The following is a 24282-nucleotide window of genomic DNA, read 5'->3' as shown; positions in this document are numbered from 1 at the left end:
TGCTCGGACCTGTCCTACACAAAAGCAGCGGAAACGCTGCTTTTTTTGTTTCCGGGGCACGTTTATCGTTTTAAAAACGACGTAAACAAGCGGGTTTCAAGCCGACTTTTTTGCATCGCAAAATGCTTTACGTCAAGAAAAAACGGCCTATAATGGGCTCATGATTTCCCGCCCGCAGCCTTTTTTGCGGCGCTTCACGACCCAGGATTCCCTATGCTTTACCAACTTCATGAAATGCAACGCACCTTCCTGAACCCGCTGATGCAGTGGGCGGAAGCGTCGTCCAAATTGTTCAGCAACCCCGTTTCGCCCTTCGCGCACACGCCGTTCTCGCAACGGATCGCGGCCGGCTACGAGTTGCTGTATCGCCTGGGCAAAGACTACGAAAAACCGGCGTTCGGCATCGACACGACGACCGTCAACGGCAAGCCCGTCGGCATCCTCGAGCATGCCACGGTCACCAAGCCGTTCTGCCGCCTGATCCACTTCCGCAAGGACGTCTCCACGGCCGAAGCCGTGGAACTGGCACAGCCGGTCGTGCTGCTGGTGGCGCCGCTGTCCGGCCACCATTCCACGCTGCTGCGCGACACCGTGCGCGGCCTGTTGCCGGAACACGACGTCTACATCACCGACTGGACCGATGCGCGCATGGTGCCGCTGTCCGAAGGTGCGTTCCACCTGGACGACTACATCTACTACGTGCAGGACTTCATCCGCCACCTGGGCCCGGACGTGCACGTGATCTCGGTCTGCCAGCCGACCGTGCCGGTGCTGGCCGCGATCTCGCTGATGGCGACCAACAAGGATCCGAAACTGCCGAAGACGATGACGATGATGGGCGGTCCGATCGACCCGCGCAAGTCGCCCACGGCCGTCAACAACCTGGCCACCGAAAAGCCGTTCTCCTGGTTCGAGAACACGGTGATCTATCCGGTGCCGCCGAACTATCCGGGCTTCGGCCGCAAGGTCTACCCGGGCTTCCTGCAGCATGCCGGCTTCATCGCCATGAACCCGGGTCGCCACGCCCAGTCGCACCGCGAGTTCTACATGCACCTGGTGCGCGGCGACGACGAGCCGGCGGAAAGCCACCGCAAGTTCTACGACGAGTACAACGCCGTGCTGGACATGCCGGCCGAGTACTACCTCGACACCATCAAGACCGTGTTCCAGGACTTCAGCCTGCCGAAGGGCACGTGGGAAGTGGGCGGCCAGCTGGTGCGCCCGCAGGACATCACCAACGTCGCGCTGCTGACGATCGAAGGTGAGCTGGACGACATCTCCGGCGCCGGCCAGACGCAAGCGGCGCACGAGCTGTGCACCGGCATCCCGGCCGACAAGCAGGAAGACTTCGTGGTGCCGCAGGCCGGCCACTACGGCATCTTCTCGGGCCGCCGCTGGCGCGAGATCGTCTGCCCGAAGATCACGGAATTCATCCGCCAGCACGCATAACCCTGCGGTGTCGGGCACCTGTCCGTAGCCCTACGGTGTCAGGCACCTGTCTGCGGGTCTCTGACCCGCAGACAGGTGCCTGACACCATGGGTCTTCCCGGAGCGACCGCGAACCCGCGGTGCCTGTCACCCTGGGTCTCTTCTCCTGGCTACCCGTCGTAGCCGATCCGCCGCCAGTACTCCTTCTCCAGCTTCGGCAGATCCAGCTCACGCGCCGCGTTGTCGAACGCCTGCTGCTGCATCTGCCCCACGGCCGTGCGGCGGAAGCACAAGTGCATCGTGCGGTCGCGGAACAAGCCATCGCTGGTGGCGATGCGCTCCCGGTCGGCCGGAGTGAAGCGCTGCGTGGCCAGCAGGTAGCGCAGCACCTGGCGGTCGATGATCGTCAACGGGAAGCGCCGCGCCAGCAGCTTGCGCAGGTTGGTCTCGTCGTTGACGGCTTCCTCGACCTCGATCTGGCGCTGCGCCGCCATCGTGTCGAACTGCTCGCTGTACGAATAACCGGAGACGGTGCCGACGCGCAGCTCGCGCAGGTCGGCCAGGCTGTCGGCCCGCACCGGACGGTCCTTCAGGAATACCAGCACGTAGCTGGTGCGCGCCAGCGGCGTCGAGAAATGGCACAGCTTCTCGCGCTCGGGCGTGCGCAGCACCGGCAGGAATCCGGCATAACGCGGATCGCGCAGGCCGATCTCCATGGCGCGGCGCCATGGATAATAATCGACAGTGGCGTTGTAGCCCAGCCGGCCCAGCACGGCGCGCATCATCGCGCCCGTCAGGCCATCCTCCGGCAACGCGGGGGTCAGGTACGGCGCCCATGCCTCCCCGGCCACGCGGATTGTCTGCGACTGCCCCCATGCGAGCGGCGTGGCACACAGCACAGCCATGGCGACGGCGTATCGCCACCCTGCTCTTCCATGCAATTGTTGCCTGGCTTCGTCCATGCAATATGCTCCCACAATGGCTGCCCAAATGCCAGGCACCCCCAGCCGTGTGCGGGTCGGCAATCTCCTACCGCCGCTTAGCCGGGCGCCGCATGGTGGTCGCGTCCGGCGCGGATGGGGGATAATGTCGGTCTGTCTTGTTTTTGCTACGTACACCAGTGACCGAACCGACCACCTTCGCCGACCGCATTGAGGACGTGCTGCCGCAGACCCAGTGCACCAAGTGCGGCTATGCCGGCTGCCGGCCGTATGCCGAAGCCATCGCGGCGGGCGCGGCACCGATCAACCAGTGCCCGCCCGGCGGCGCCGAAGGCATTCGCCGGCTGTCGGCCGTGACCGGCTTTCCCGTCATCCCGCTCAACCCCGTCAACGGGCTGGAACGGCCGCGCGCCGTGGCTTTCATCGATGAAGCGTTGTGTATCGGCTGCACCCTGTGCATCCAGGCCTGCCCGGTGGACGCCATCGCCGGCGCGGCCAAGCAGATGCACGCGATCATTCCCGGGCTGTGCACCGGCTGCGACCTGTGCGTGAAGCCCTGCCCGGTCGACTGCATCGTCATGTACCCGGTCACGGAAACGACGGGCTGGGATGCCTGGACGCAGCAGGACGCCGATGCCGCGCGCGACCGGCACGACTTCCGCAACGCGCGCCTGCAACGCGAGCGCGAGGAAAACGACGCCCGCCTGGCCGCCAAGGCGCAAGCCAAGATGCAAGCCGTCGATCGCCTCAATCCCGAGAATGCCGCCGAACTGGCCGAGAAGGAGCGCAAGCGCGCGATCATCGCCGCCGCGATGGAACGGGCCCGCCTGAAAGCGCAAGCGGCCAAGGCCGCCGTGGAAGACAAACCGAAAGAGCAATGAACGCCGCCAAACGCCACGAGATCTTTCGCCGCCTGCGCGAAGCCAATCCCCACCCCACCACGGAACTGGAATACACGACGCCGTTCGAACTGCTGATCGCCGTGCTGCTGTCGGCGCAGGCCACCGACGTCGGCGTCAACAAGGCCACCCGCAAGCTGTACCCGGTGGCGAACACGCCGCAGGCGATCCTCGACCTGGGCATCGACGAGCTGACGACGTACATCCAGACCATCGGCCTGTATCGCACCAAGGCGAAGAACGTGATGGCGACCTGCCGCATCCTGGTCGACCAGTACGGCGGCGAGGTGCCGCACGACCGCGCAGCGCTGGAGTCGCTGCCGGGCGTGGGCCGCAAGACTGCCAACGTGGTGTTGAACACGGCCTTCGGCGACCCCACGATCGCGGTGGACACGCACATCTTCCGCGTCTCGAACCGCACCGGCATCGCGCCGGGCAAGAACGTCGACATCGTCGAGCAGAAGCTGCTGAAGTTCGTGCCGAAGGAGTTCCTGCAGGACGCCCACCATTGGCTGATCCTGCACGGCCGCTACACCTGCGTGGCGCGCAAGCCGCAATGCTGGAACTGCATGATCGCCGACCTGTGCGAGTTCAAGCAGAAAACCCCAGCGCCGGCGGTGGTCTGAGGCCTACGCTCCCGCGCGCGCCGCAAGCTTTTTTTCACCCAAAAGCGGAGAACTGGGGTCAGACCCGCCGGGTCTGACCCCGGAGTTTCGGTCGTGGGTAGGTTTAGAGCAGCACCATATTGTCGCGGTGGATCAGCTCCGGGCCCTCGACGAAGCCGAGGATGCCTTCGATCTCGCTGGATGGCTTGCGCAGGATGCGCCGCGCTTCGCCGCTGGTGTAGTTGGTCAGCCCGCGCGCGATCGCGACGCCGCCTTCGCTGACGCAGGTGATGACGGCGCCGCGGCCGAATTCGCCGCGCACCTCGGTCACGCCGATCGGCAGCAGCGACTTGCCCTCGCGCGACAGCTTGGCTACCGCGCCGGCATCGATGACGACCTGGCCGGCCGTATGCAGATGGTCGGCCATCCATTGCTTGCGCGCCGTCAGGTGACCGGTCTGCGCCTGCAGCTCGGTGCCGATCGCCTCGCCGTTGGCCAGGCGCGTCAGCACGCCCTCCTCGCGGCCGAACGCGATCACCGTGTGCGCGCCGGACTTGGCGGCGCGCTTGGCGGCCAGGATCTTGGTCAGCATGCCGCCGCGGCCCAGGCTGGAGCCGGCGCCGCCGGCCATCGCTTCCAATGCCGGATCGCCCGCGCTGGCGCGCTCGATCAGGTAGGCCGCCGGGTCCTTGCGCGGATCGGCCGAGAACAGGCCGCGCTGGTCGGTCAGGATGATCAGCGCGTCCGCTTCGATCAGGTTAGCCACCAGTGCGCCCAGCGTGTCGTTGTCGCCGAACTTGATCTCGTCGGTGACGACCGTGTCGTTCTCGTTGATGATCGGGACCACACCGAGGCTCAGCAACGTGGTCAGGGTGGAGCGGGCGTTCAGGTAGCGTTCGCGGTCGGCCAGGTCGGCGTGCGTCAGCAGCACCTGGGCGGTGCCGATGCCGTGCGCGCGGAAGCTCGTTTCGTAGATCTGCGCGAGGCCCATCTGGCCCACGGCGGCGCAGGCCTGCAGCGCGTGGATGTCGGTGGGGCGATGCTCGAAGCCCAGGCGCAGCATGCCTTCGGCGATGGCGCCGGAGCTCACCAGCACGACCTGCTTGCCCAGCGCGCGCAAGGCGGCAATCTGCGCGGCCCAGCGCGCGATGGCGGCGTGATCGAGCCCGCGGCCGTCATTGGTCACGAGCGAGGAGCCGACCTTGACGATCAGGCGGTTCGCTTTTTGAATCAGGGAGGAGGAAGTCATGTGCGGCCAATCTCTTGTCGAATGAGGGATCTGGTGTCACCCGGCGTGTCGCCCGGCTTTGCCGCAGACGTTGCCGGGACCTGCGTATGGCAAGTCCGGCAAGTCACAGGTACTGCGATTTTAATCGAGAACCTTGAAGCGCGGGTCGTCTGGGTCGATCGACGAGATGCCGCGCGCCTCTTCCGTCATCTGCGTTTCCTCGGCGCGCTGCTCGCTGTGGCGCTTCTGCTCCAGGTACTGGTAGATCGCGTTGACCAGCTCCTGCGTGCCTTCGTGCGACAGCGCGGAGATCTCGAACACGGGGCCCTTCCAGCCGAACTTCTTGACGAAGTCCTTGACGCGCTTGGCGCGCTCCTCGGCCGGGATCACGTCCACCTTGTTCAGCACCAGCCAGCGCGGCTTGTCCAGCAGCTCCTGGTCGTACTTCTCCAGCTCCTTCACCAGCGCCTTGGCTTCCTTGACGGGATCGACGGTCGCTTCGAACGGCGCCAGGTCGACGATGTGCAGCAGCAGGCCGGTGCGCGACAGGTGGCGCAGGAACTGGTGCCCCAGGCCGGCACCTTCGGCCGCGCCTTCGATCAGGCCGGGAATGTCGGCGATGACGAAGCTCTTCTCGTGCGATACGCGCACCACGCCCAGGTTCGGGTGCAAGGTCGTGAACGGGTAGTCGGCGATCTTCGGGCGCGCGTTCGACACGGCCGTGATGAAGGTCGACTTGCCGGCGTTCGGCATGCCCAAAAGACCCACGTCCGCCAGCACCTTCAGCTCCAGGCGCAGTTCGCGGCGTTCGCCTTCCTTGCCTTCGGTCTTCTGGCGCGGCGCGCGATTGGTCGAGGTCTTGAAGTGGATATTGCCCCAGCCGCCCTCGCCGCCCTTGGCCAGCAGCTCGGTCTGGCCGTGCTCCGTCATGTCGGCAATGATCTCGCCCGACACCTCGTCGATGATCAGCGTGCCGACCGGCACGCGCAGGGTGACGTCCTCCGCGCCCTTGCCGTAGCAGTCGGAACCGCGGCCCGCCTCGCCATTGCTGGCGCGGTGCATCTTCGAGAAACGATAGTCGACCAGCGTGTTGACGTTACGGTCGGCCACGGCCCAGATCGAGCCGCCCTTGCCGCCGTCGCCGCCGTCAGGGCCGCCGAACGGGCGGAATTTCTCGCGCCGGAAGGAGGCGCAGCCATTGCCGCCGTCGCCGGCAATGACTTCGATACGTGCTTCGTCGATGAACTTCATAATCTACCGCCTGAAAAGTGGGCCCTGCACTCGGTAAGGACTGACAACATCAGTCCTTACCGAGGACAGCGCCAAAACAAAAAAGGCTCCACCGGTGGCAGAGCCCTCTATCCACAAGCGTTTCGCCTGTGAGGCACCGCCCTGCGGCGCGAACGCCGCGGAGCCAGGGCCTGTCGTAATCCGTTGGATTACTGTGCAGCTTGAACGACGGTGACGAACTTGTGGTTGCCAGCGCCTTTGGTCACGAACTTGACCACGCCGTCGACCAGTGCGAACAGGGTGTGGTCCTTGCCGGTGCCAACGCCTTCGCCGGCGCGCACTGGGGTGCCGCGCTGACGGATGATGATGCCGCCTGCATTGATCGTCTGACCGCCGTAAACCTTAACGCCCAGGCGTTTTGATTCGGAATCGCGGCCGTTGCGGGTAGTGCCGCCACCTTTTTTGTGTGCCATTTAATGCTCCTTGATTGCTGAATTCAGATAACAGCGATTAGCCGTTGATCGAAACGATTTGGATTTCGGTGTAGTTCTGGCGATGGCCCTGGTGCTTCTGGTAGTGCTTACGACGGCGCATCTTGAAGATCTTGACCTTGTCGTGACGACCTTGGGAAACCACTTTCACCAGAACCTTTGCACCTTCAACCAGTGGAGCACCAAACTTGATGCTGTCGCCCGCGCCAACGGCGAGAACTTGATCGATGGTGAGTTCGGAACCAATGTCAGCAGGTATCTGTTCTACTTTGAGTTTTTCGCCAGCGACAACTTTGTATTGCTTGCCACCGGTTTTTATGACCGCGTACATGATTTGAAACCTCATCAAATGTTATTAAAAATCCCTTGCTCGACACCCTGGCGCGGTGCTGCTGCGCCTGGACGGAGGCCGGGGAACCAATGATTATACATGGATGGATAAATCGCGTCAAAAAGTATTCACAAAGACATCGGCTCGTGGTATGTCGGCAACGTGAAGCGTGCATGTCGTATAATTCGGACCACCTCAATCCGTCCAACGCAGGTCCGCCTTGTCCACCCAACCAGCCAGCCAGAATAACATCATCAGCACCATCGCCGCCGACATGGACGCCGTCAATGGCGTGATCCGCCAGCGCCTGCACTCGGAGGTGGCGCTGGTCAACCAGATCGCGGAATACATCATCAGCGCCGGCGGCAAGCGGATCCGGCCCGTGCTGGTGCTGCTGGTGGCGAACGCCTACTCATACAAGGGCACGGCGCACCACGAGCTGGCCGCCGTCGTGGAATTCATCCACACGGCCACCCTGCTGCACGACGACGTCGTCGACGAATCGTCGCTGCGCCGCGGCCGCGCCACCGCCAACGCGCTGTTCGGCAACGCGGCCTCCGTGCTGGTGGGCGACTTCCTGTACTCGCGCGCGTTCCAGATGATGGTCTCGCTGGACAATATGCGCATCATGAGCATCCTGTCCGACGCCACCAACGTCATCGCCGAGGGCGAGGTGCTGCAGCTGTTGAACATGCACGACCCGGACGTCACCCAGGACAGCTACCTGCAGGTGATCCGCTCGAAGACGGCCAAGCTGTTCGAGGCGGCCGCCGAACTGGGTGCACTGGTCGCCGGCGCCAACGACGAGCAGATCGCCGCCGCCGGCGAATACGGCCGCTCGCTGGGCACCGCCTTCCAGCTGATTGACGACGTGCTCGATTACGCGGGTGACGCCAGCGAGATCGGCAAGAACGTGGGCGACGACCTGCGCGAGGGCAAGCCGACCATGCCGCTGATCTACCTGATGGAGCACGGCACGGAAGAACAGCGCCAGCTGGTGCGCGCCTGCATCGAGAACGGCGACGAGCAGCATTTCGATACGATCCTGGCCGCCATCACCAGCAGTGGCGCGCTCGATTACACGCGCCGCGAAGCGCAGGTGGCGGCGCAGCGCGCCATCGACGCCATCGCGGCGATGCCGGACAGCCGCTACAAGGACTCGCTGCTGCAGCTGGCCCGCTTCGCCGTCGACCGCAATCACTAAGACCAAGCCGGCCATGAAAAAGCCCAACGGCGACAACGGCGCTCCCGAACCGCGGCTGTACCGCGTCGTCGCCGAGCGCGTCCAGCAGATGATCCAGGACGAGAACATCGCGCCGGGCGCGCGCCTGCCGGCCGAGCGCGAGCTGTCGGCCAAGCTGTCGGTCAGCCGCGCTTCCTTGCGCGAGGCGCTGATCGCCCTGGAACTGGGGGGCGTCGTCGAAGTGCGCGGTGGCTCGGGCGTGTACGTGTGCGAACAGCCGCTGCCGGCCGAGGTGCCGGAAACGGGACCGGGCCCGTTCGAGGTGCTGGCCGCCCGCCGCCTGATCGAATCGGAAATCGCGGCGATCGCCGCCAAGGTCGCCACGGCCGCCCAGGTCGATGCCATCCTGCGCGCCGTCGAGGAGATGGAGCGCCGCCACGAGGACCGCGCGAGCAACGAACAGGCCGACCGCAACTTCCACTTGGCCATCGCGCGCGCCACCGGCAACACGGCCTTCGTCGGCGTCATCGAGTACCTGTGGAACAACCGCGGCTCGCTGTGGCACAAGCTGAAGGAACATTACCAGACCGAGGAACTGCGCCTGGAGACGCTGCCGGACCACCGCAAGATCCTGGAAGCCATCGCCGCGCGCGATCCGGCCGGGGCGCGGCATGCGATGCGGGCGCACCTGGAGCGGGTTACCCGCACGTTCTCGCGCGGCTGACCGGGACCGTCGTTTTTTTCGGAGCGCCACCAGCTTCAACCAGAACCGCAGAAGCAAGAGCTGGGGCCAGACCCGGCGGGACTTGGCGTCCCCGTCTGACCCCGGTCGTTGCCGTGGGGTGAAAAGGGTTGCGCTGGCAGTCAGCCGTTCTCAAGCGCCGCGGCCAGCCGCTCGCTCAACTCCGCCCCCACCCGCTTGAACCCCAGCAGCCGTGCCGCGCAGCGGATCATCTCCGCCGCGCTGCCGCCGCCATTCTGCTCGTGCGCCAGCCGCAGCGCCGCGCGCAGTTCGAGTGGCGAGATACTGGTTGCCTTGACGGTGGCGCCGCTCTCCTGCGAGCGGTCACGCACCGGTGCTGCGTCGTGCTGCGCCTGGGTGAACCAGAACGTGCCGTCCGACAGCAAATCCGCCGTTTCCAGCGCCGTGCGCGCCGCGGTCAGGATGCGCGCGCCCGCCTTGTCCTTGCCGAAGCAGGCCGCCACGCGCCGCGCCGCTTCCTCCACGTGGATCGGCCCCTCCGCCGTGACGATGGTGGTGACCAGTTCCACCAGCCGTGCCGGCGCCAGCTCGTGCGGCTCGCCTTCGCCCATCGGAACGATGCAGCGCTGGTACAGCGGCATCTGCGGCATGACAGGCGCGGGCGCCGCCTCAAGCGGAGGCACCGGTTCGTCCTGCGGCACCGGGATTGCCACGCCGTTGTTGGCGCCGTCGATCGGCGGCACGTCGTGTGCCGCCGTGCGCGCCTGCTCCAGCGCCGCACGCAGCCGCTCGATCTCGCCGTCGCGACGGTAGAACCAGTCCGTGCTCCACACGCGGTGCAGGCGCCAGCCCAGGTGCGCCAGCACCTCCTGGCGCAGCCGCTCGCGCTCGCGCGCCCAGCGCGCGTCGCGCCAGGCAGGGCCGTCGCATTCGAGCGCCAGCAGGTAAGTGTCCGGCCGCTCCGGGTGGCGCACGGCCAGGTCCAGATGGAAGCCGGCCGAGCCCACCTGCGCATCCACCACGTAGCCCAGGGCGCGGATGGCTTCCGCCACGTCCTGCGCCAGCACGGAGGACGGCGCGCCGGCAGCCGGCAAGTCCGCCGCACCGCGTGCCTGCGCCGCCTGCAGGTAGCGCTTCAGTATGTGCGGACCGGCGCGGCTGGTACGCGCCGGATCGATGTCGGCCGGGTCGAACGAAGCGAACACCTCGCAGCGCAGGCGCGCGCGCGTGAACAGCACGTTCAGGCGGCGCTCGCCGCCCTCCGCGTTGACGGGGCCGAACGACATGCTGGCCAGCCAGCCGCCTGCTTCGGTCGGGCCGTAGCCGACGCTGACCAGGATCACGTCGCGCTCGTCGCCCTGCACGTTCTCGATGTTCTTGACGAACACGTCCTCGCTCTTCCCTTCGCGCAGGAACGCGTCCAGCACCGGATCGGCGCGGCGCGCCAGCTCCAGCAATTCCGTGATCAGGTTGCGCTGGCTGGACGAGAACGTGACGATGCCCAGCGACAGCGCAGGATTTCGTCGCGCATGTTCGGCCGCGCGCGCGACGATGGCGTCGCCTTCGATGCGGTTGTCGCGCTTGCCGCCCTTGTCGTACACGCCCGCCACCCGCGTGAAGCACAGGCCGAAAGCGCGATTGCGTTCCAGCGGCGACGGCGGCAGCACCAGGGCGTCGCCATAGAACTCCGCGTTCGACACGCGGATCAGCGACGGGTCGCGCGAACGGTAATGCCACTGCAGCATGCGGCCGGACAGCCCGCGCGCCTCGCACAGGCTCAGCACACTCTCGAGCGCGCCGACGCTGGCGGCGCTGCCCAGCAGGCCTGCGTCGGCTTCGGCATCCTCGGTTTCCTCCTCCGCCTCGTCGCTCAGCAGCCGGTCGAAGAACGACGACGGCGGCAGCTGCTTCTGGTCGCCGACCACGACGATCTGGCGCGCCCGTGCGATCGCGCCCAGCGCGTCCTCGGGCCGCACCTGCGAGGCCTCGTCGATGATCAGCAGGTCGAATTCCAGCGCGCCGGGCGGCACGAACTGGGCCACCGAGATGGGACTCATCAGCATGGCCGGCTTGATGCGCTGCAGCGCGTCGCCCGCACTGGCGAACAGCTTGCGCAGCGCCATGTGGCCGCGCTTCTTGCCGATCTCGCCGCGTATCACCTTCATATTGCCCTGCGCCCCCTGCGGCACCTGCGCCAGGTGGCGCGCGACGATCGCCGTCACGTTGTCCTTCAGGTGCTGCCGTTCCAGCGCAGCGAAGCGAGCCGCCAGCGCATGGCGGTCCTGGCCACCCAGTGCGCGCAGCACCGGTTCGGCCTCGCGCGCCGCGTTCCACAGGTGCTCGGCGCGGGCGAAGCGGATTTCGATGGCGGCCGCGCCGGCCTCCAGCGTGCCATCGCGCATGTGCCGCGCCACCTCGGGCACGCCGTCATCGGCCAGCGCCTGGTAGGCCTGGCGCAGCGCCACCCAGCCACCGTAGCGCGGCAGGGCCAGCGCCATGCGGCGCAGGCGGCGAGTGGCGTCGTCCAGCCGGTAGTCGGCGCCGAAATCGGCATCGAGCGTGGCCAGGACCTCGTCCAGCGGCCCCATGCCGCGTTCGGCCGTGGCGATGGCGATCAGCAGCGCGTCCACCTGGGCCGGCTGGGCGGCGACCGCCAGCATGCGATCCGCCGCCAGCCGCAGCGGCGCCGCCTGCGCCGCGCCGCACCAGTCGGCCAGCGCCAGCAGCCGGCCGAAGTCGGTCTGGCCGGCGCGCCAGGCGGCGCCCAGCGCGGCAGCGGCGAACGGCTCGTCGGCCTGCCAGCGCTCGCGCCGCGCGTGCACGTCGAGCAGCGTGTCGACCAGTGCGACGCGCTCGGCCGCGCGCTTCGGCAAGGCGCCGCGCAGCAGGCCGGCCAGCTCGCGCGACGCGCCGCGGTAGGCACCGCCCCAACGCGTGAAGAACGATGCCGTGCCCGCCAGCAGCGGCGCGCGCAGGTGCAGCGGCGCGGCGGCACCGAAGGCCGCATCGACAAAGGTGGCCGCGGCCGCATCGTGCGCGGCACGCCAGGCCAGGCCGGCGGCCAAGGTCTGGCGCAGGCGCGGCAGGTCGGCGCAGGCCAGCAGCCGTGCCGCGACGGCGTGGCCGTCCGACGGCAGGCCGCGCAGCACGGCCAGGGTGCCGGCCAGCGGCTGGCTGGCACTGCGCGTGGGCGGCAGCGCGACGCCAAGCGTGCCCGCCGCCGCCTGCAGCGCCTGCGCCAGCGCCTCGGCCGCCTGCGCGCCCTGTTCCAGCAGCGGCACCAGGCGCGTCAGCTGCACCGGTTGCAGATCGAGGTTGCGGGTGCCGGCAAACGGGTGCGCGTCGAAATCGCCCTCGGCCGCCAGCAGCGCGCCGAAGCGCTCCACGTGCGCCAGCAGGCGCTCCAGCGCGGCCGGCGCCAGCGCCGCGACGGCGGCGCCGTCGATGGTCGGCGCCGGCACGCCCTGCCCGATCAGGCGCGCCTGCAGTGCGAGCACCGAGAACGGCGTTTCGCCGCTGCTGCCGATGGGGCGGTGCAGCGCCTCGGCGATGGCGTTCGACGTGGTCACGGCCTGCGCCAGCGCGTCGGGCGACGGCGGCATCGCCGGCACGTCCGCCGCCGCGTTCAGCGTGCGCGCCAGCTCGGCCAGCACCGCCTTCTTGTTGGCGTTACGCGAATGCAGCTCCAGGCAGACGTCGCGCAGGCCCGCCTTGACGAGCCGGTCGTGCACCACCGACAGCGCCGCCATCTTCTCGGCCACGAACAGCACGCGCTTGCCGTCGTGGACGGCAGCCGCGATGATGTTGGCGATCGTCTGCGACTTGCCGGTGCCGGGCGGCCCCTGCACGACCAGGTTGCGGCCCAGCCGCGCCTCCTCGATGACGACGGCCTGCGAGGCATCCGCATCGACCACGTGGCAGAGGCGCGCCGGCGGCAGCACGTCGTCCAGCCGGTCGGCCGGGCCGGCCAGCGGTGCCGCCGGAGTAAAGCCCTCATACAGCAGGCCGCGCGTCAGGGCGTGTTCCGCGATGGCGCCGTCCGGCCACGCCTCCGGCGCGAGGTCGCGGTACATCAGCAGCTTGGAGAACGAGAAGAAGCCCAGCTGCATGCCGTCGCGCTCGACGCGCCAGCCGGCGCGCTCCGCCATCACCGCTTCGACTTGCGCGAAATAGGCCGCCGGCGTCCAGCCTTCCTCGATCTCCAGCTCCGGCAGCACGATGCCGAAATCCTCCTTCAGGCGCTGCTGCAACGGCAGGTTGGTGACGACGTCCTCGTCGCGCAGGCGCACGTCATAGGTGGACGTGCGCGCGTTGCGCACCAGCTCCACCGGCAGCAGCACCAGCGGCGCCTCGCGCGCCGGCGTGCCGGGCTTCTGCTCCAGCCAGGTGAGGAAGCCCAGCGCCAGGTACAGCACGTTGACGCCGGACTCCTCTTCCGCCGTGCGTGCCTCGCGCGCGATCTTCAGCAGGCGCTTTTGCAGCGCGTCCGGGCCCAGGCGCGTTTCCAGCCAGCCGTCGCGCTGGCGCTCCGGATCGAAGCCCTCTTCGCCCACGTCGGCCAGGCGCAGGGCGTCGGCCGCCGTGTCGTCCGCGTCGTGCCCCAGCGCGCGAAAGCGCAGCGCCTTGCCGGCCGCGAGCAGCGCGTAGGTGTCGTCGGCGCGCTCGTTGACGATGGCGATCACGTTGCCGCGCGTGTTGGCGCGGTTGACGTGCACCAGGCGGTTGCGCGTGCCCGTCTCCACCAGCCGGCGGCGCGTGTCGTCGAACAGGCGCTGCAGGCCCGGTTGCCGTGCGCCCTCTGCGGTGCTGCTGCTCATCTACTGCGCCTCTTCAATCGTGGGTGATGTTGCGATTATAGTAAAGCCGCGTCACGCCCGGGCGCTTCTCGCTGCTGGTCAGCCCACCTTGCGTAACTGGCCGGACCAATTTAGAATGGTCTGACCAATAATGGTAGTGAAACAGCAAGCGCACGCCATGCGCGACGGAGACAAGGTGAAACTCAAGACGAACGTCAAGACGAACGTGCTGGCCGCGCTGGCCTGCTGCGCCCTGCTGGGCGCCGCCCATGCGGAGGGCCCCTTCCGCAATCCCGACAACAAGAACCTGAACGACCCTTCCGAAGGCACGTATCCGGTGCCGTACAAGATGCCGGTGGCGGCCGAGATCACCGAGGCGCTGCACCGCATTCGCGCCTACATGGACCAGGCCACGCCGACCCGCGTGGTCAACCGCAAGACCGGCGCGCCGATCACCGACTTCAAAAACCCCGTGCCGGAAGCGGCCTTCGAGGACGCCGCCGGCGACTACGGCATCCTGGTCTACGAAATGGGCGTCGTGCATTCCGGCCTGCTGCGCGCGGCCGAGGTCACGGGCGACCAGGGTTTCACCACGATGACGCGGCGCCACCTGCAATTCTTCGCCGACAAGCTGCCCTACTTCCGCGCGCAGGAACAGAAGTTCCACCTGGAGCGTGCCAACAGCTTCTCGCGCTTCCTCGATCCGCGCGCGCTGGACGATGCCGGCTCGATGTGCGCGGCGCTGATGCGCGCCCGCGCCGCCAAGGTCGGCCCAGACCTCGCGGGCATGATCGCCACGTGTGGCGACTGGGTCGCCAACAAGCAGTTCCGCCTGGCCGACGGCACGCTGGCGCGCAAGCGTCCGCAGGCCGTCTCGTTGTGGGGCGACGACATGTACATGAGCATTCCGGCGCTGGCCGAGATGGGTCGCATGACGGGCGAACGCAAGTATTTCGACGACGCGGTCAACAACGTGCTCAATATGAGCAAGTACCTGTTCAACCCGCAGCTCGGCATCTACACTCACGGCTGGCATGCGCACGCACCCGATTCGCCGCGCTTTTACTGGGCGCGCGCGAACGGCTGGGCCGTACTGGCGATGAGCGACCTGCTGGACGTGCTGCCGCAGGACCACCCGGGCCGCGCCAAGGTGTTGGACCAGTTGCGCGCGGCCTTGAAGGGCATCGCCGAGCGCCAGTCCGGCACGGGCCTGTGGCACCAGATGATCGACCGCAGCGACTCCTACCTGGAGACGTCGGCCAGCGCGATGTTCGTCTACACGATCGCGCACGCGGTCAACCAGGGCTGGATCAGCCCGACCGTGTACGGCTCGGTGGCGCAGGCCGGCTGGGCGGGGCTGGCGACGAAGATCAACGCACAGGGCCAGGTGGAAGGCACCTGCGTCGGCACCACGCTCGCCTCCGACCAGGTGTATTACTACCATCGCCCGACCAGCGTGCATGCGCTGCACGGCTATGGCCCCATGCTGCTGGCCGGCGCCGAGATGCTGCGCCTGCTGAAGAACCCGAACGTGAACATCGAATACAAGGTCCGCACCTATCACTACCAGCCGAAAGGCGCGGGGCAGACCGACTACCGCGAACACCATTGAAAGGGGACCCGATGACCTTGCACCGCCCGACCGCCGCCGCCCTGCTGGCGACGCTGTTGCTCCCTGCCGCGCACGCGGCCAGCCTGCGCGTGACCTTGTCGCACGACCTGTCCACGGCACGGCCGTCGGAAACCGTGACGATTCCCTGGCTTGAAGTCAACAAGGCCATGCCCGGCGCGCTGATCCAGCGCATTGCCGTCAAGGACGCCAACGGCAAGGCCGTGCCCTACCAGGTGACGAACGTGGCGCCGCTGGCAAAGGACCCGCACAACGTCGGCGCGGCCTATGGCGAACTGATTTTCCAGCACAGCTTCAAGGCCGGCGAGAAGAGCGCGACCTACACCGTCGAGTCCATCGACGGCGTGGCGCCCGTGTTCCCGGCGCAGGCATTCGCGCGCTACGTGCCCGAGCGCCTGGACGACTTCGCGTGGGAAAACGACAAGCTGGCGCACCGCACCTACGGTCCGGCCCTGATGGCGCCGGCGCCGCCGGGCAGCGGCAAGGAAGTGCTGCAGACCAGCGGCCTGGATCTGTGGTTCAAGCGCGTGTCCTACCCGATCGTCGACCGCTGGTACAACAAGGGCCACGACCACTATCACCATGACGAGGGCGAAGGCATGGACATGTACAACGTCGGCAAGTCGCGCGGCGCCGGCGGCACCGGCATCTGGGACGGCAAGACGCTGTACACGAGCGTCAACTACGCCAACTGGAAGGTGCTGGCCAACGGTCCCGTGCGCAGCGTGTTCGAACTGCGCTACGACGCCTGGGACGCGGCCGGCACGCCCGTCACGGAGGTCAAGCGCTTCACGGTGGATGCCGGCCACTACCTGGACCGGATCGACAGCACGTTCGAGTTCAAGGACAAGGCGTCGCTGCTTGCCGCCGTGGGCCTGAACAAGACGCCTTCGGACAAGGGCGAACAGCCGGACATCGACGTGTACCGCGAGGTCAAGGACGGCGTGCTGCTGCAGTGGGTCAAGCAGAAGACCAAGGGCGAATTCGGCACGGCCATCATCCTGCCGGGGGCGACGGAGTACGCGCAGGACCAGCTGAACCACCTGGTGCTGGCGCCCGTCAAGGCGGGCCAGCCGCTGCGCTACTACGCCGGCGGCGCCTGGAATCGCGCCGGCGAAATCACCAGCCTGGAGCAATGGAAGGCCTACGTGGCCGACATGGCGCAACGGGCACGCCATCCCGTCAAGGTGGCGCTGCAGGCGCAGCCGTAACGGAGGAAAACACCGGTGTCAGGCACCTGTTTCAGGGCGAAACGCCCTGAAACAGGTGCCTGACACCATGGGTCTCAACTGTAGCAATCCCGCCACACCCCTCCACGCCCCTCCCCCTGCGGTCCGGCCACTTAGCAAAAAATCTTTATTGCGGACTGACCAATAATCAAAAATCTGCCCTAGAATGCACCAACCGGCCTGACCAGTTTTGGCCGGCGGTCCGCATACCAGAGCAATAAAAATTATTGGAGATACGATGCATCCCACCACTTCCCGCCGTGCGCACAAGCGTCGCAGCGCGCACGCCGCCGCCCGCTGCGCCATCACGTCCACCGCCTTGCTGGTCCTCGGTCATGCCACCGCCCAGACCACCCCTGCCGCCGACGAACCGACCAAGGTCGTCGTCACCGGCCTGCGTGCGTCGCTGGAGTCCGCCCTGAACAAGAAGCGTGAGGACAACGGCATCGTCGACGTCATCAAGGCGGAAGACATGGGCAAGTTCCCCGACACGAACCTGGCCGAATCGCTGCAGCGCGTGCCCGGCGTCGTCATCAACCGCGACGCCGGCGAAGGCCGCAACATCACCGTGCGCGGCCTGGGCCAGGACTTTACGCGCGTGCGCATCAACGGCATCGAAGGCCTGGCGACGACGGGCGGCACGGATTCCTCGGGCGGTGCCAACCGCTCGCGCGGCTTCGACTTCAACGTGTTCGCGTCCGAGCTGTTCAGCTCACTCACGGTGCGCAAGAGCTCCTCGGCCGACGTCGACGAAGGCTCGCTGGGCGCCACCGTCGACCTGACCACGATGCGTCCGTTCGACCTGAAGGGCTTCAACGCCACCATCACCGCCAAGGGCAAGTACAACGACCTCTCGGAGAAGACCGATCCGCGCGTCGCTTTCCTGCTGTCGAACACCTTCATGGACCGCAAGCTGGGCGTGCTGGTATCGGGCGCCTACTCGAAGCGGCAGGTGCTGGAGGAAGGCTTCTCCACCGTGCGCTGGGATAACGGCCCGTCGTCCGGCGGCTGGTGTGCGCCGCAGGGCGTGGCCGCCAACCCGGCCAACTCCACCGCCGCCACCTGCGGCCCGGCCGCGCAAGGCGTGGCACGGCTGCCGTTCTCGCAGGGCGCGGTGGACGCCTACAACGCGGCCAGCAGCGCCGCCAACTTCACGCCGCGCATCCCGCGCTACGGCCGCCTGGCGCACGACCAGGACCGCCTCGGCCTGACGGCCTCGGTGCAGTGGCGCCCGATGCGCGGCGCGCTGCTGACCTTCGACATGCTGTACTCGAAGCTGGATGCGTCGCGCCAGGAAGACTACCTGGAGGCGATCTCGTTCTCGCGCGGCGGCACCCAGGGCGGCAAGCCGCAGACCAGCGTGGTCGAGGCACTGTACGCGCCCAACGGCGCGCTGTTGTACGGCAAGTTCAATGGCGTCGACGTGCGCGCCGAGTCGCGCTACGACGAGCTGACGACGACCTTCACCCAGCCGACCTTGACGTGGGAGCAGGACCTGGCCGAAGGCTGGCGCCTGAACGCAAAGCTGGGCCGCGCCAAGTCCAAGTTCCGCAACCCGATCCAGACCACCACCACGCTGGACGCGCTGAACGTCAATGGCTACACGATGGACTTCCGCGACAACGACCGTCTGCCGACGATCGGCTACCCGTTCGATCCGACCCAGGCGGGCGGCGCGCTGACGATCGTCGGCGTGCCGCAGGTGGCAAGCGGCACGCAGCCATCCTCGATCCCGAACACGACGGCCAGCGAGATCCGCATCCGCCCGCAAGGCACGACCAACACGACCGACGTGGCGGACGTCAACGTCTCGTGGGACGTGCTGCCGGACCGCTTCAGCCTGAAAGCCGGCGCCAGCGCGAAGAAGTACACGTTCGATTCGTACGAGTTCCGCCGCGTGAACCAGGGCGATACGATCTTCGCGCCGCCGGCCGGCACCTCGGTGGCCAGCCTGACGACCACGTTGACGGGCTTCGGCAAGGGCCTCGGGCTGCCGGCGGGCACGCCGACCAGCTGGGCGATGCCGAACCTGCCGGCGATCGCGCAGGCCTACGACATCTACTGCAACTGCATCAAGAGCGGCCCGGCCGGCGGTCCCGGCGACTTCACGCTGTCGTCGATCGAGAACGCCAACGCGCGCGGCAACAACCGCTCGGTGCGGGAAGAGGACAAGGGCCTGTACCTGATGGGCGACTTCAACACGGAACTGGCCGGCATCCCGCTGCGCGGCAACGTGGGCGTGCGCTACGTGCGCACCGACCTGTCGTCCACTGGCTACGTGGCGTCCAACGGCGGCACCGCCGTCACGGTGGACAACCGCTATTCGGACACGCTGCCGGCCTTTAACGTGGCGGCCACGTTGCGGCCCGACTTCATCGTCCGCTTCGGCGCATCCAAGGTCATGACGCGCCCGCAGCTGAACGACCTGTCGCCGGGCGGCACCATCGCCACCACCGGCACCCTGTCGATCACCAGCGGCAATCCGAACCTGAAGCCGTTCCGCGCCAAGACGTTCGATTCCAGCTTCGAGTGGTACTTCGCCAGGAACAGCTTCCTGGGCCTGGGCCTGTTCCAGAAGAACATCGACACGTATATCCAAAGCCTGCGCACCGACGTGCGCTTCCGCGACACGGGCCTGCCGCTGTCGCTGCTGCCGACCAATTTCACGGGCGACGAGGTGTTCGCGGTGACGGCGCCGATCAATACGGAAGGCGGCAAGTTGCGCGGCTTCGAGATCAACTACCAGCAGCCGTTCACGTTCCTGCCGGGGATCGGCAAGAACTTCGGCGCCCTGCTGAACTACACCTACGTCAAGTCGACGATGGAGTACCTGGTGTCGCCCAACGGCGGCGCGACGATCACGGACGACCTCCTGAACCTGTCGCCGAAATCCTGGAACGCCACGTTCTACTACGACGACGGCCGCTTCAGCGCCCGTGTCTCGACCTCGCAGCGCGACGCCTTCCTGACCCGCGTGCCGGGCCAGAACAACAACGACGTGGAAGGCAAGAACAAGTCGCTGAACGTGGACCTGTCGCTGTCGTACAAGGTCAACGACAAGCTCGATCTGACCTTCGAGGGCGTCAACCTGACCGACGAGGAGAACGACCAGTTCATCAGCCGCCAGCGCAACAGCGTGGTCGTCAACCATGTGACGGGACGGGAGTATCTGCTGGGGTTGCGCTACAAGTTCTGATGTTGACGTGTCAGGTCTCGGGGTCTGTCCCTCCGGGACGACGCCGAAGCTTGCTTGGCGCGTAGAGGGTGTTGACGTGTCAAGGCTTGGGGTCTGTCCCTGCAGGGACTGACCCCGGTTTTTATCGCGCCGCTAGAGGATCTCGTGCACGACCGCTGGCGGGCGGCACAAGCGCACACCCTTGTCCGTTACGACAAACGGCCGGTTGATCAAGGCCGGATGCGCCACCATGGCGTCCAGCAGCGCATCGTCGGACAGTGCCGGATCGGCCAATCCCAGCTCTTCGTACAAGTCACCCTTGTCGCGCATCGCGCCGCGCACGGTCAGCCCGGCCTGCGCGATCATCTCGGCCAGCCGCGCGCGCGTGGGCGGCTCCTTCAGGTAGTCGATGACGACGGGCTCGACACCCGCCTCGCGGATCAGCGCCAGCGCGCCGCGCGAGTTGCTGCAGGCGTTGTTGTGGTAGATGGTGATGGTCATGATGGGGCAGCCACAAGTTTACGTCGCCGCATCATAGTCAAGCCACCCCGCGGCGGCAAGCGGCACCTTCTTATTGTCTAGATAACTCGACATAGTTGAAAAACCCGAAAAGTTCTGGTTTAATAATGCCTCCTACCAGTCGGGGTGTAGCTTAGCCCGGTAGAGCGCTACGTTCGGGACGTAGAGGCCGGAGGTTCGAATCCTCTCACCCCGACCATTCTTTTCCTGGCAATGGCTTCGACCATCGCAGCTGTCTTAGACAGCTGTCTGACAGCTGTCTGACAGCTGGCCGCAATCTCCATCGATCTACCCTGCCGCTACCACCACCTTGAGCGACGGCTTCGGCGTCACCGGCTCGGCATCCGTCGTGGCATCCGCCTCAGCGAACCGATAGCCGCTCGCCTCGTGAATCTCCCACGCGCCATCGCCCGTCAAGTGCAACACATGCGTATGGTGGCGCAGCACGGCGGGCCGGTGCGCGATGCTGATCAGGGTGGTGCCGCACGCGCGCAGGCGCCCGTACAGCGAGGCCTCGTTGCGGCAGTCGAGGGCGCTGGTGGCTTCGTCCAGGATGACGATGCTCGGGGCGTGCACCAGCACCCGGCCGAACGCCAGGCGCTGCTGCTCGCCCACCGACAGCAGCTTGTCCCAATCCTGCACGGCGTCCAGGCCGCCGACGCGCTCGGCGAGGTACGGCAGGTGCACCTGGTTCAGTATCTCCAGCAGCTCCGCGTCGCTCAGGCTCGACTCGGCGCTCGGGTAGATCAGCTGGCTGCGCAAGCTGCCCTGCTGCAGGTAAGGCTGCTGCGGCAGGAAGAAGCAGTCTTCGATCGGCGGATGATGAATGACCCCGCTGCCCTTGTGCCACAGGCCGGCGATGGCACGCAGCAGCGAACTCTTGCCGCAGCCGCTGTCGCCCGTGATCAGCAGGGCGTCACCGGGCTTGAGCTTCAAGGTCAGCTCCTTGATCAGGACGCGCTCCGATTGCGGCGGATGTAGCGTGACGGCTTCCAGCGCAAGGTGCTGGCCCGGGCGCCGCTCGATGCGCGGAGGCTGGTCTTCGTTGGCGCTCTGCGCGTCCGGCCGCGGCAGCATCAGGTCGGCCATGGCCTGCAGGCGGCCGATGCCGGCGACGAAGCGGCTCAGGCTTTCGAAATTGTCGACGATGATGCCAACCGCCGACAGCACGGCGGTGAAGGCCCCGGCGGCCTGGACGGCGCGCCCCACTTCCAGCTCGCCCGACAGCACGCCGTCGGCCAGGATGACGAACGGCAGTACCAGGGTCAGCTGGCTGAACGTGCGCTGGAAGAAGTTCAGCGAACGCTGCTTCCTGATCAGCCGGGAGAAATTCTGGATCACCTTGTCGAGCTTGTTGTCGATGTGCGCCCGTTCCTGGGCTTCGCCGCGGTAGAAGGCGATCGACTCGGCGTTCTCGCGCACGCGCATCAGGCTGAAGCGAAAATCCGCCTCGCGCCGCAACTGCCAGAAGTTCAAGTGGATCAACGGGGTACCGAACACCCACAGGGCGATGACGGTACCGACCAGCGCATACACCGCCAGCACGCCGACCAGCAGGTGCGAGATCGACCACAGTACGGCGGAAAAGGCGACCAGCTGCATGATCGAGCCCAGGAAGATCAGCAGGAAGTGGATGGACTTGCCGGTAAAGGTATTGACGTCTTCGCTGATGCGCTGGTCGGGATTGTCGATGTCGGCATCGGAACCCAGTTCGTAATACTTGCGGCCCTTCAGGTAGCCATCGAGGAAACGGCCCGTCAGCCAGCGCCGCCACTGGTTGGCGAACAGGTCGCGCATATAGTAATAGAACGCGTACACCGGCACCGCGAAGGCCAGGATCAGCAGGCACTCGCGCACCGCGTTCCAGAAGCGGTCGCGGTTCTTGCCGGCCAGCGCGGAGGTCAATTCGCCGGTCTGGTCGTTCAGCATCACGGCCAGCTGGGTTTCGACCAGCATCAGGGCGATCAACAGCAGCAGCAGGAACCAGGCCTTCTTTTTTTGGTCCTCCAGCCAGTAAGGCTTGGCCACACTGATGAACTGCTTCCAGGCAGCGAGGGAAAGCGGCGCAGCCCGCACTCTTTTTTTCGGCGGCGCCGGGGTGTCGTCATGGGCGGCGGCGGTGGAGGTGGGCTTGTTCATTTTGCTATTCCTTGTAACGACCAGGTTTCGCACTCCGCGGCAGGATTGATCCCGCTTCTTCGAGGCGCACAGCGATGGCGATGAGTGCGATAACCTCAGCCATGGGACCAGCATATGCCCAGGAATCGAAGCGTTCAGTGCGGAAACGGACATAGCGGCTCTTCTGTAGCGTTGTCGCTGATGCGCAACATTGGCGGGCGGTCAGTCCGCTGATGGGTCCTGCCGAAAAAAATCCCGAACGATTACTCGTCCGGGATTTTTTTTCGGCAGTGCGCCGGCGTCAGTCCAGCGAGAACACGTATTCCAGCCGCGCCCACACCGGATCGGCATCCTTGTCGTCACTCGCTACCTTGAAGCGGCACTGCGAGAACGCCTTGCGCGCCGCCTTGTCCAGTTCGGAGGAGCCGCTCGACTTCTGCACTTTCGATTCGATCACGCGGCCGTCGCCCGCCACCAGCAAGGCCACCTGCACGGTGCCGGTTTCGCCGGCGGCGTGCGCCTTCGGCGGGTACGTCGGCGGCGCGCAGGTGCGCATGTCGGCGACGGGGGCCTGGCGCGGCGCGCTGCTCGTCGCGTTGGCGCTGGCCGATGCCGCGGCGCTGGCGCGGCTTGGCTCCGCTTGCGGCTTTGGCTCGACGCGCGCGGTGTCCGGCGCGGCACGTTCGGCTTCGTCGCGGCCACGCCCGGCCTCCGTCACCGCCTTGGAAGGTTGTGCCACCGGAGTCGGGGCAGCCTTGGCCGCCACGACGGCCTTTTCCGCCTGCGCGGGTTTGGGCGCGTCTTCCTTCGCTGTCGTTTCCTTCGGCGCGGTCTCCTTCGGCTTGGCTTCCTTTGCAGGCAGGTCCAGCTTGTGCAGGCCCAGGCCCATGCTCTTCAACATGGCCGTCAGGCGCTCGAAATCGGACGCCTTCGGTGCGGCGGCAGGCGCCTCCGCCTTTGGCGCCGGCTCGTCCCCGGTCGCGCGGGCCACAGGGATCTCGCGGCCCTGGCCTGCGCCCTTGCCCACCAGTTCCACTTCCGCCTGACCGCTTGGGACGCTGGCAACGGGCGGCGCGCTCGCGGCGCCCGGCGTATAAGTGGCCGCCTGTTCGAGCAAGCGCATCGACTGCTGCTCCTGCCAGCTCGATCGCCCGACGATCACCAGCACGATCGCGGTCGATCCGAGCAGGACGGCCGCGATCCGGCCGTGCCGTCCGGCGACATAATCGCGGACCCGGTTCAGCAGCGAATCGGGCGCTTTGCCGTTGCGCCCCCCGGCCGTCTCGCTGGCTCGCCCCGGCTCGCCATTGAAGTCGCCCGCGTTGGCGGACTCGTGGTATTCGTATTGGCCGGAACCATGGCCGTGCAGGATCTGGTAGTCGTACAGTTCCCGTTGCTCCGCGTCCGACAGCACGCTGTAGGCGGCGTTCAGGCGCGCCATCACGCGCGCGGCCTCGGGGTTGCCGACGTTCTTGTCCGGATGATGTTTCTGGGACAGGGAACGATAGGCCGCCCGGATCACCTCGGCGGGGGCGTCACGCGTCACTTTCAGGACTTCGTAATGGCATTGAAATTTTGTCATCGGTCTGACTGCTACTTGAGGTTCCCGGCACCGCAACGAGAGGTCGTTGCCAATTTGTTCAGCAACCCGAAATACTATAGCGATTTGCTAATGCAGAATGGCATTTGACGCTGCTCAATTGCAAAATATGGCTTAAATACAACAAATTCCTCTGTGCATCGATCCGCGGACCGCGGCTGAGGCGCCACAGAAAG

17 protein-coding genes and 1 tRNA gene are annotated in these 24282 nt (G+C 66.7%); 9 read left to right on the top strand and 9 right to left on the bottom strand.

Annotated features, from left to right (window positions below):
- Positions 1-213 precede the first annotated feature (213 nt).
- The gene (gene phaZ / locus E7V67_004985; GenBank protein WUR14462.1) at positions 214-1449 is read left to right on the top strand and encodes a polyhydroxyalkanoate depolymerase; all 1236 of its coding nucleotides are present in this window, start codon (positions 214-216) and stop codon (positions 1447-1449) included.
- Positions 1450-1598: 149 nt separating this feature from the next.
- Here the strand turns inward: phaZ and E7V67_004980 are convergent, their stop codons facing one another.
- Positions 1599-2333, bottom strand: coding sequence for a transporter substrate-binding domain-containing protein (locus E7V67_004980; GenBank protein WUR14461.1), 735 nt, complete (start codon positions 2331-2333; stop codon positions 1599-1601).
- 215 nt (positions 2334-2548) lie between these two features.
- Between E7V67_004980 and rsxB the strand changes: the two genes are divergently transcribed.
- A complete protein-coding gene (gene rsxB, locus E7V67_004975) occupies positions 2549-3250 on the top strand; it encodes an electron transport complex subunit RsxB (protein ID WUR14460.1) in 702 nt (233 codons plus the stop codon).
- Complete coding sequence (nth, locus tag E7V67_004970; protein WUR14459.1) at positions 3247-3894, top strand: endonuclease III; 648 nt, start codon at positions 3247-3249, stop codon at positions 3892-3894. The genes rsxB and nth overlap by 4 nt, the downstream gene beginning before the upstream one ends.
- Before the next feature lie 103 nt (positions 3895-3997).
- Here nth and proB read toward each other — a convergent pair whose 3' ends face one another.
- The 4 genes from proB to rplU form a co-directional block, all read right to left on the bottom strand.
- Positions 3998-5122 carry a glutamate 5-kinase gene (gene proB / locus E7V67_004965; GenBank protein WUR14458.1) on the bottom strand — a complete coding sequence of 375 codons (1125 nt, stop codon included), beginning with the start codon at positions 5120-5122 and terminating at the stop codon, positions 3998-4000.
- A gap of 120 nt (positions 5123-5242) precedes the next feature.
- Entirely contained in the window at positions 5243-6352 is a 1110-nt protein-coding gene (gene obgE, locus E7V67_004960) for a GTPase ObgE (protein WUR14457.1), read from the bottom strand.
- Between the two features lie 188 nt (positions 6353-6540).
- The gene (gene rpmA, locus E7V67_004955; protein ID WUR14456.1) at positions 6541-6804 is read right to left on the bottom strand and encodes a 50S ribosomal protein L27; all 264 of its coding nucleotides are present in this window, start codon (positions 6802-6804) and stop codon (positions 6541-6543) included.
- Between the two features lie 37 nt (positions 6805-6841).
- The gene (gene rplU / locus E7V67_004950; protein WUR14455.1) at positions 6842-7153 is read right to left on the bottom strand and encodes a 50S ribosomal protein L21; all 312 of its coding nucleotides are present in this window, start codon (positions 7151-7153) and stop codon (positions 6842-6844) included.
- A gap of 220 nt (positions 7154-7373) precedes the next feature.
- On the opposite strand from rplU, the gene ispB reads away from it, so the two are divergent.
- Positions 7374-8357 (top strand): octaprenyl diphosphate synthase, encoded by a 984-nt coding sequence (gene ispB, locus E7V67_004945; GenBank protein ID WUR14454.1) that lies wholly within the window; start codon positions 7374-7376, stop codon positions 8355-8357.
- A gap of 13 nt (positions 8358-8370) precedes the next feature.
- Positions 8371-9060: a FadR/GntR family transcriptional regulator gene (locus E7V67_004940; protein ID WUR14453.1), complete on the top strand. Its 690-nt coding sequence runs from the start codon at positions 8371-8373 to the stop codon at positions 9058-9060.
- Between the two features lie 140 nt (positions 9061-9200).
- On the opposite strand, the gene E7V67_004935 is transcribed toward E7V67_004940, so the two are convergent.
- Entirely contained in the window at positions 9201-13856 is a 4656-nt protein-coding gene (locus tag E7V67_004935) for a DUF3320 domain-containing protein (GenBank protein ID WUR14452.1), read from the bottom strand.
- Positions 13857-14031: 175 nt separating this feature from the next.
- Here E7V67_004935 and E7V67_004930 point away from each other — a divergent pair, with 175 nt between their 5' ends.
- The 3 genes from E7V67_004930 to E7V67_004920 all read left to right on the top strand — a co-directional run bounded on the left by E7V67_004930 (position 14032) and on the right by E7V67_004920 (position 19890).
- Entirely contained in the window at positions 14032-15447 is a 1416-nt protein-coding gene (locus E7V67_004930; protein WUR14451.1) for a glycoside hydrolase family 88 protein, read from the top strand.
- Positions 15448-15458: 11 nt separating this feature from the next.
- Positions 15459-16676 carry a DUF4861 family protein gene (locus tag E7V67_004925; protein WUR14450.1) on the top strand — a complete coding sequence of 406 codons (1218 nt, stop codon included), beginning with the start codon at positions 15459-15461 and terminating at the stop codon, positions 16674-16676.
- A 256-nt stretch (positions 16677-16932) separates the two neighbouring features.
- A complete protein-coding gene (locus tag E7V67_004920) occupies positions 16933-19890 on the top strand; it encodes a TonB-dependent receptor (protein WUR14449.1) in 2958 nt (985 codons plus the stop codon).
- A gap of 132 nt (positions 19891-20022) precedes the next feature.
- Here the strand turns inward: E7V67_004920 and arsC are convergent, their stop codons facing one another.
- Positions 20023-20370 (bottom strand): arsenate reductase (glutaredoxin), encoded by a 348-nt coding sequence (arsC, locus tag E7V67_004915; protein WUR14448.1) that lies wholly within the window; start codon positions 20368-20370, stop codon positions 20023-20025.
- 140 nt (positions 20371-20510) lie between these two features.
- Here arsC and E7V67_004910 point away from each other — a divergent pair.
- A tRNA-Pro gene (locus tag E7V67_004910) sits at positions 20511-20587 on the top strand.
- Positions 20588-20676: 89 nt separating this feature from the next.
- Here the strand turns inward: E7V67_004910 and E7V67_004905 are convergent.
- Together E7V67_004905 and E7V67_004900 are read right to left on the bottom strand one after the other, a co-directional pair.
- Positions 20677-22527 carry an ABC transporter ATP-binding protein/permease gene (locus tag E7V67_004905; GenBank protein ID WUR14447.1) on the bottom strand — a complete coding sequence of 617 codons (1851 nt, stop codon included), beginning with the start codon at positions 22525-22527 and terminating at the stop codon, positions 20677-20679.
- 280 nt (positions 22528-22807) lie between these two features.
- Positions 22808-24088, bottom strand: a complete 1281-nt coding sequence (locus E7V67_004900; protein ID WUR14446.1) for a TonB family protein — start codon at positions 24086-24088, stop codon at positions 22808-22810.
- Between the last annotated feature and the right edge of the window lie 194 nt (positions 24089-24282).

Origin of the sequence: [Empedobacter] haloabium, from assembly GCA_008011715.2 — a bacterium.
Taxonomy (GTDB): Bacteria; Pseudomonadota; Gammaproteobacteria; order Burkholderiales; family Burkholderiaceae_D; genus Rugamonas; species Rugamonas haloabia.
Note: the sequence above shows the minus strand (reverse complement) of the source record. Positions and strands in the feature narration are given on the sequence as shown.

Excerpts from the sequence above, each read along its gene's own strand:
- phaZ (WUR14462.1), top strand. The coding sequence starts at position 214 with ATGCTTTACCAACTTCATGAAATGCAACGCACCTTCCTGAACCCGCTG.
- E7V67_004980 (WUR14461.1), bottom strand. The coding sequence starts at position 2,333 with ATGGCTGTGCTGTGTGCCACGCCGCTCGCATGGGGGCAGTCGCAGACA.
- nth (WUR14459.1), top strand. The coding sequence starts at position 3,247 with ATGAACGCCGCCAAACGCCACGAGATCTTTCGCCGCCTGCGCGAAGCC.
- proB (WUR14458.1), bottom strand. The coding sequence starts at position 5,122 with ATGACTTCCTCCTCCCTGATTCAAAAAGCGAACCGCCTGATCGTCAAG.
- obgE (WUR14457.1), bottom strand. The coding sequence starts at position 6,352 with ATGAAGTTCATCGACGAAGCACGTATCGAAGTCATTGCCGGCGACGGC.
- rpmA (WUR14456.1), bottom strand. The coding sequence starts at position 6,804 with ATGGCACACAAAAAAGGTGGCGGCACTACCCGCAACGGCCGCGATTCC.
- rplU (WUR14455.1), bottom strand. The coding sequence starts at position 7,153 with ATGTACGCGGTCATAAAAACCGGTGGCAAGCAATACAAAGTTGTCGCT.
- E7V67_004940 (WUR14453.1), top strand. The coding sequence starts at position 8,371 with ATGAAAAAGCCCAACGGCGACAACGGCGCTCCCGAACCGCGGCTGTAC.
- E7V67_004935 (WUR14452.1), bottom strand. The coding sequence starts at position 13,856 with ATGAGCAGCAGCACCGCAGAGGGCGCACGGCAACCGGGCCTGCAGCGC.
- E7V67_004925 (WUR14450.1), top strand. The coding sequence starts at position 15,459 with ATGACCTTGCACCGCCCGACCGCCGCCGCCCTGCTGGCGACGCTGTTG.
- E7V67_004920 (WUR14449.1), top strand. The coding sequence starts at position 16,933 with ATGCATCCCACCACTTCCCGCCGTGCGCACAAGCGTCGCAGCGCGCAC.
- arsC (WUR14448.1), bottom strand. The coding sequence starts at position 20,370 with ATGACCATCACCATCTACCACAACAACGCCTGCAGCAACTCGCGCGGC.
- E7V67_004905 (WUR14447.1), bottom strand. The coding sequence starts at position 22,527 with ATGAACAAGCCCACCTCCACCGCCGCCGCCCATGACGACACCCCGGCG.
- E7V67_004900 (WUR14446.1), bottom strand. The coding sequence starts at position 24,088 with ATGACAAAATTTCAATGCCATTACGAAGTCCTGAAAGTGACGCGTGAC.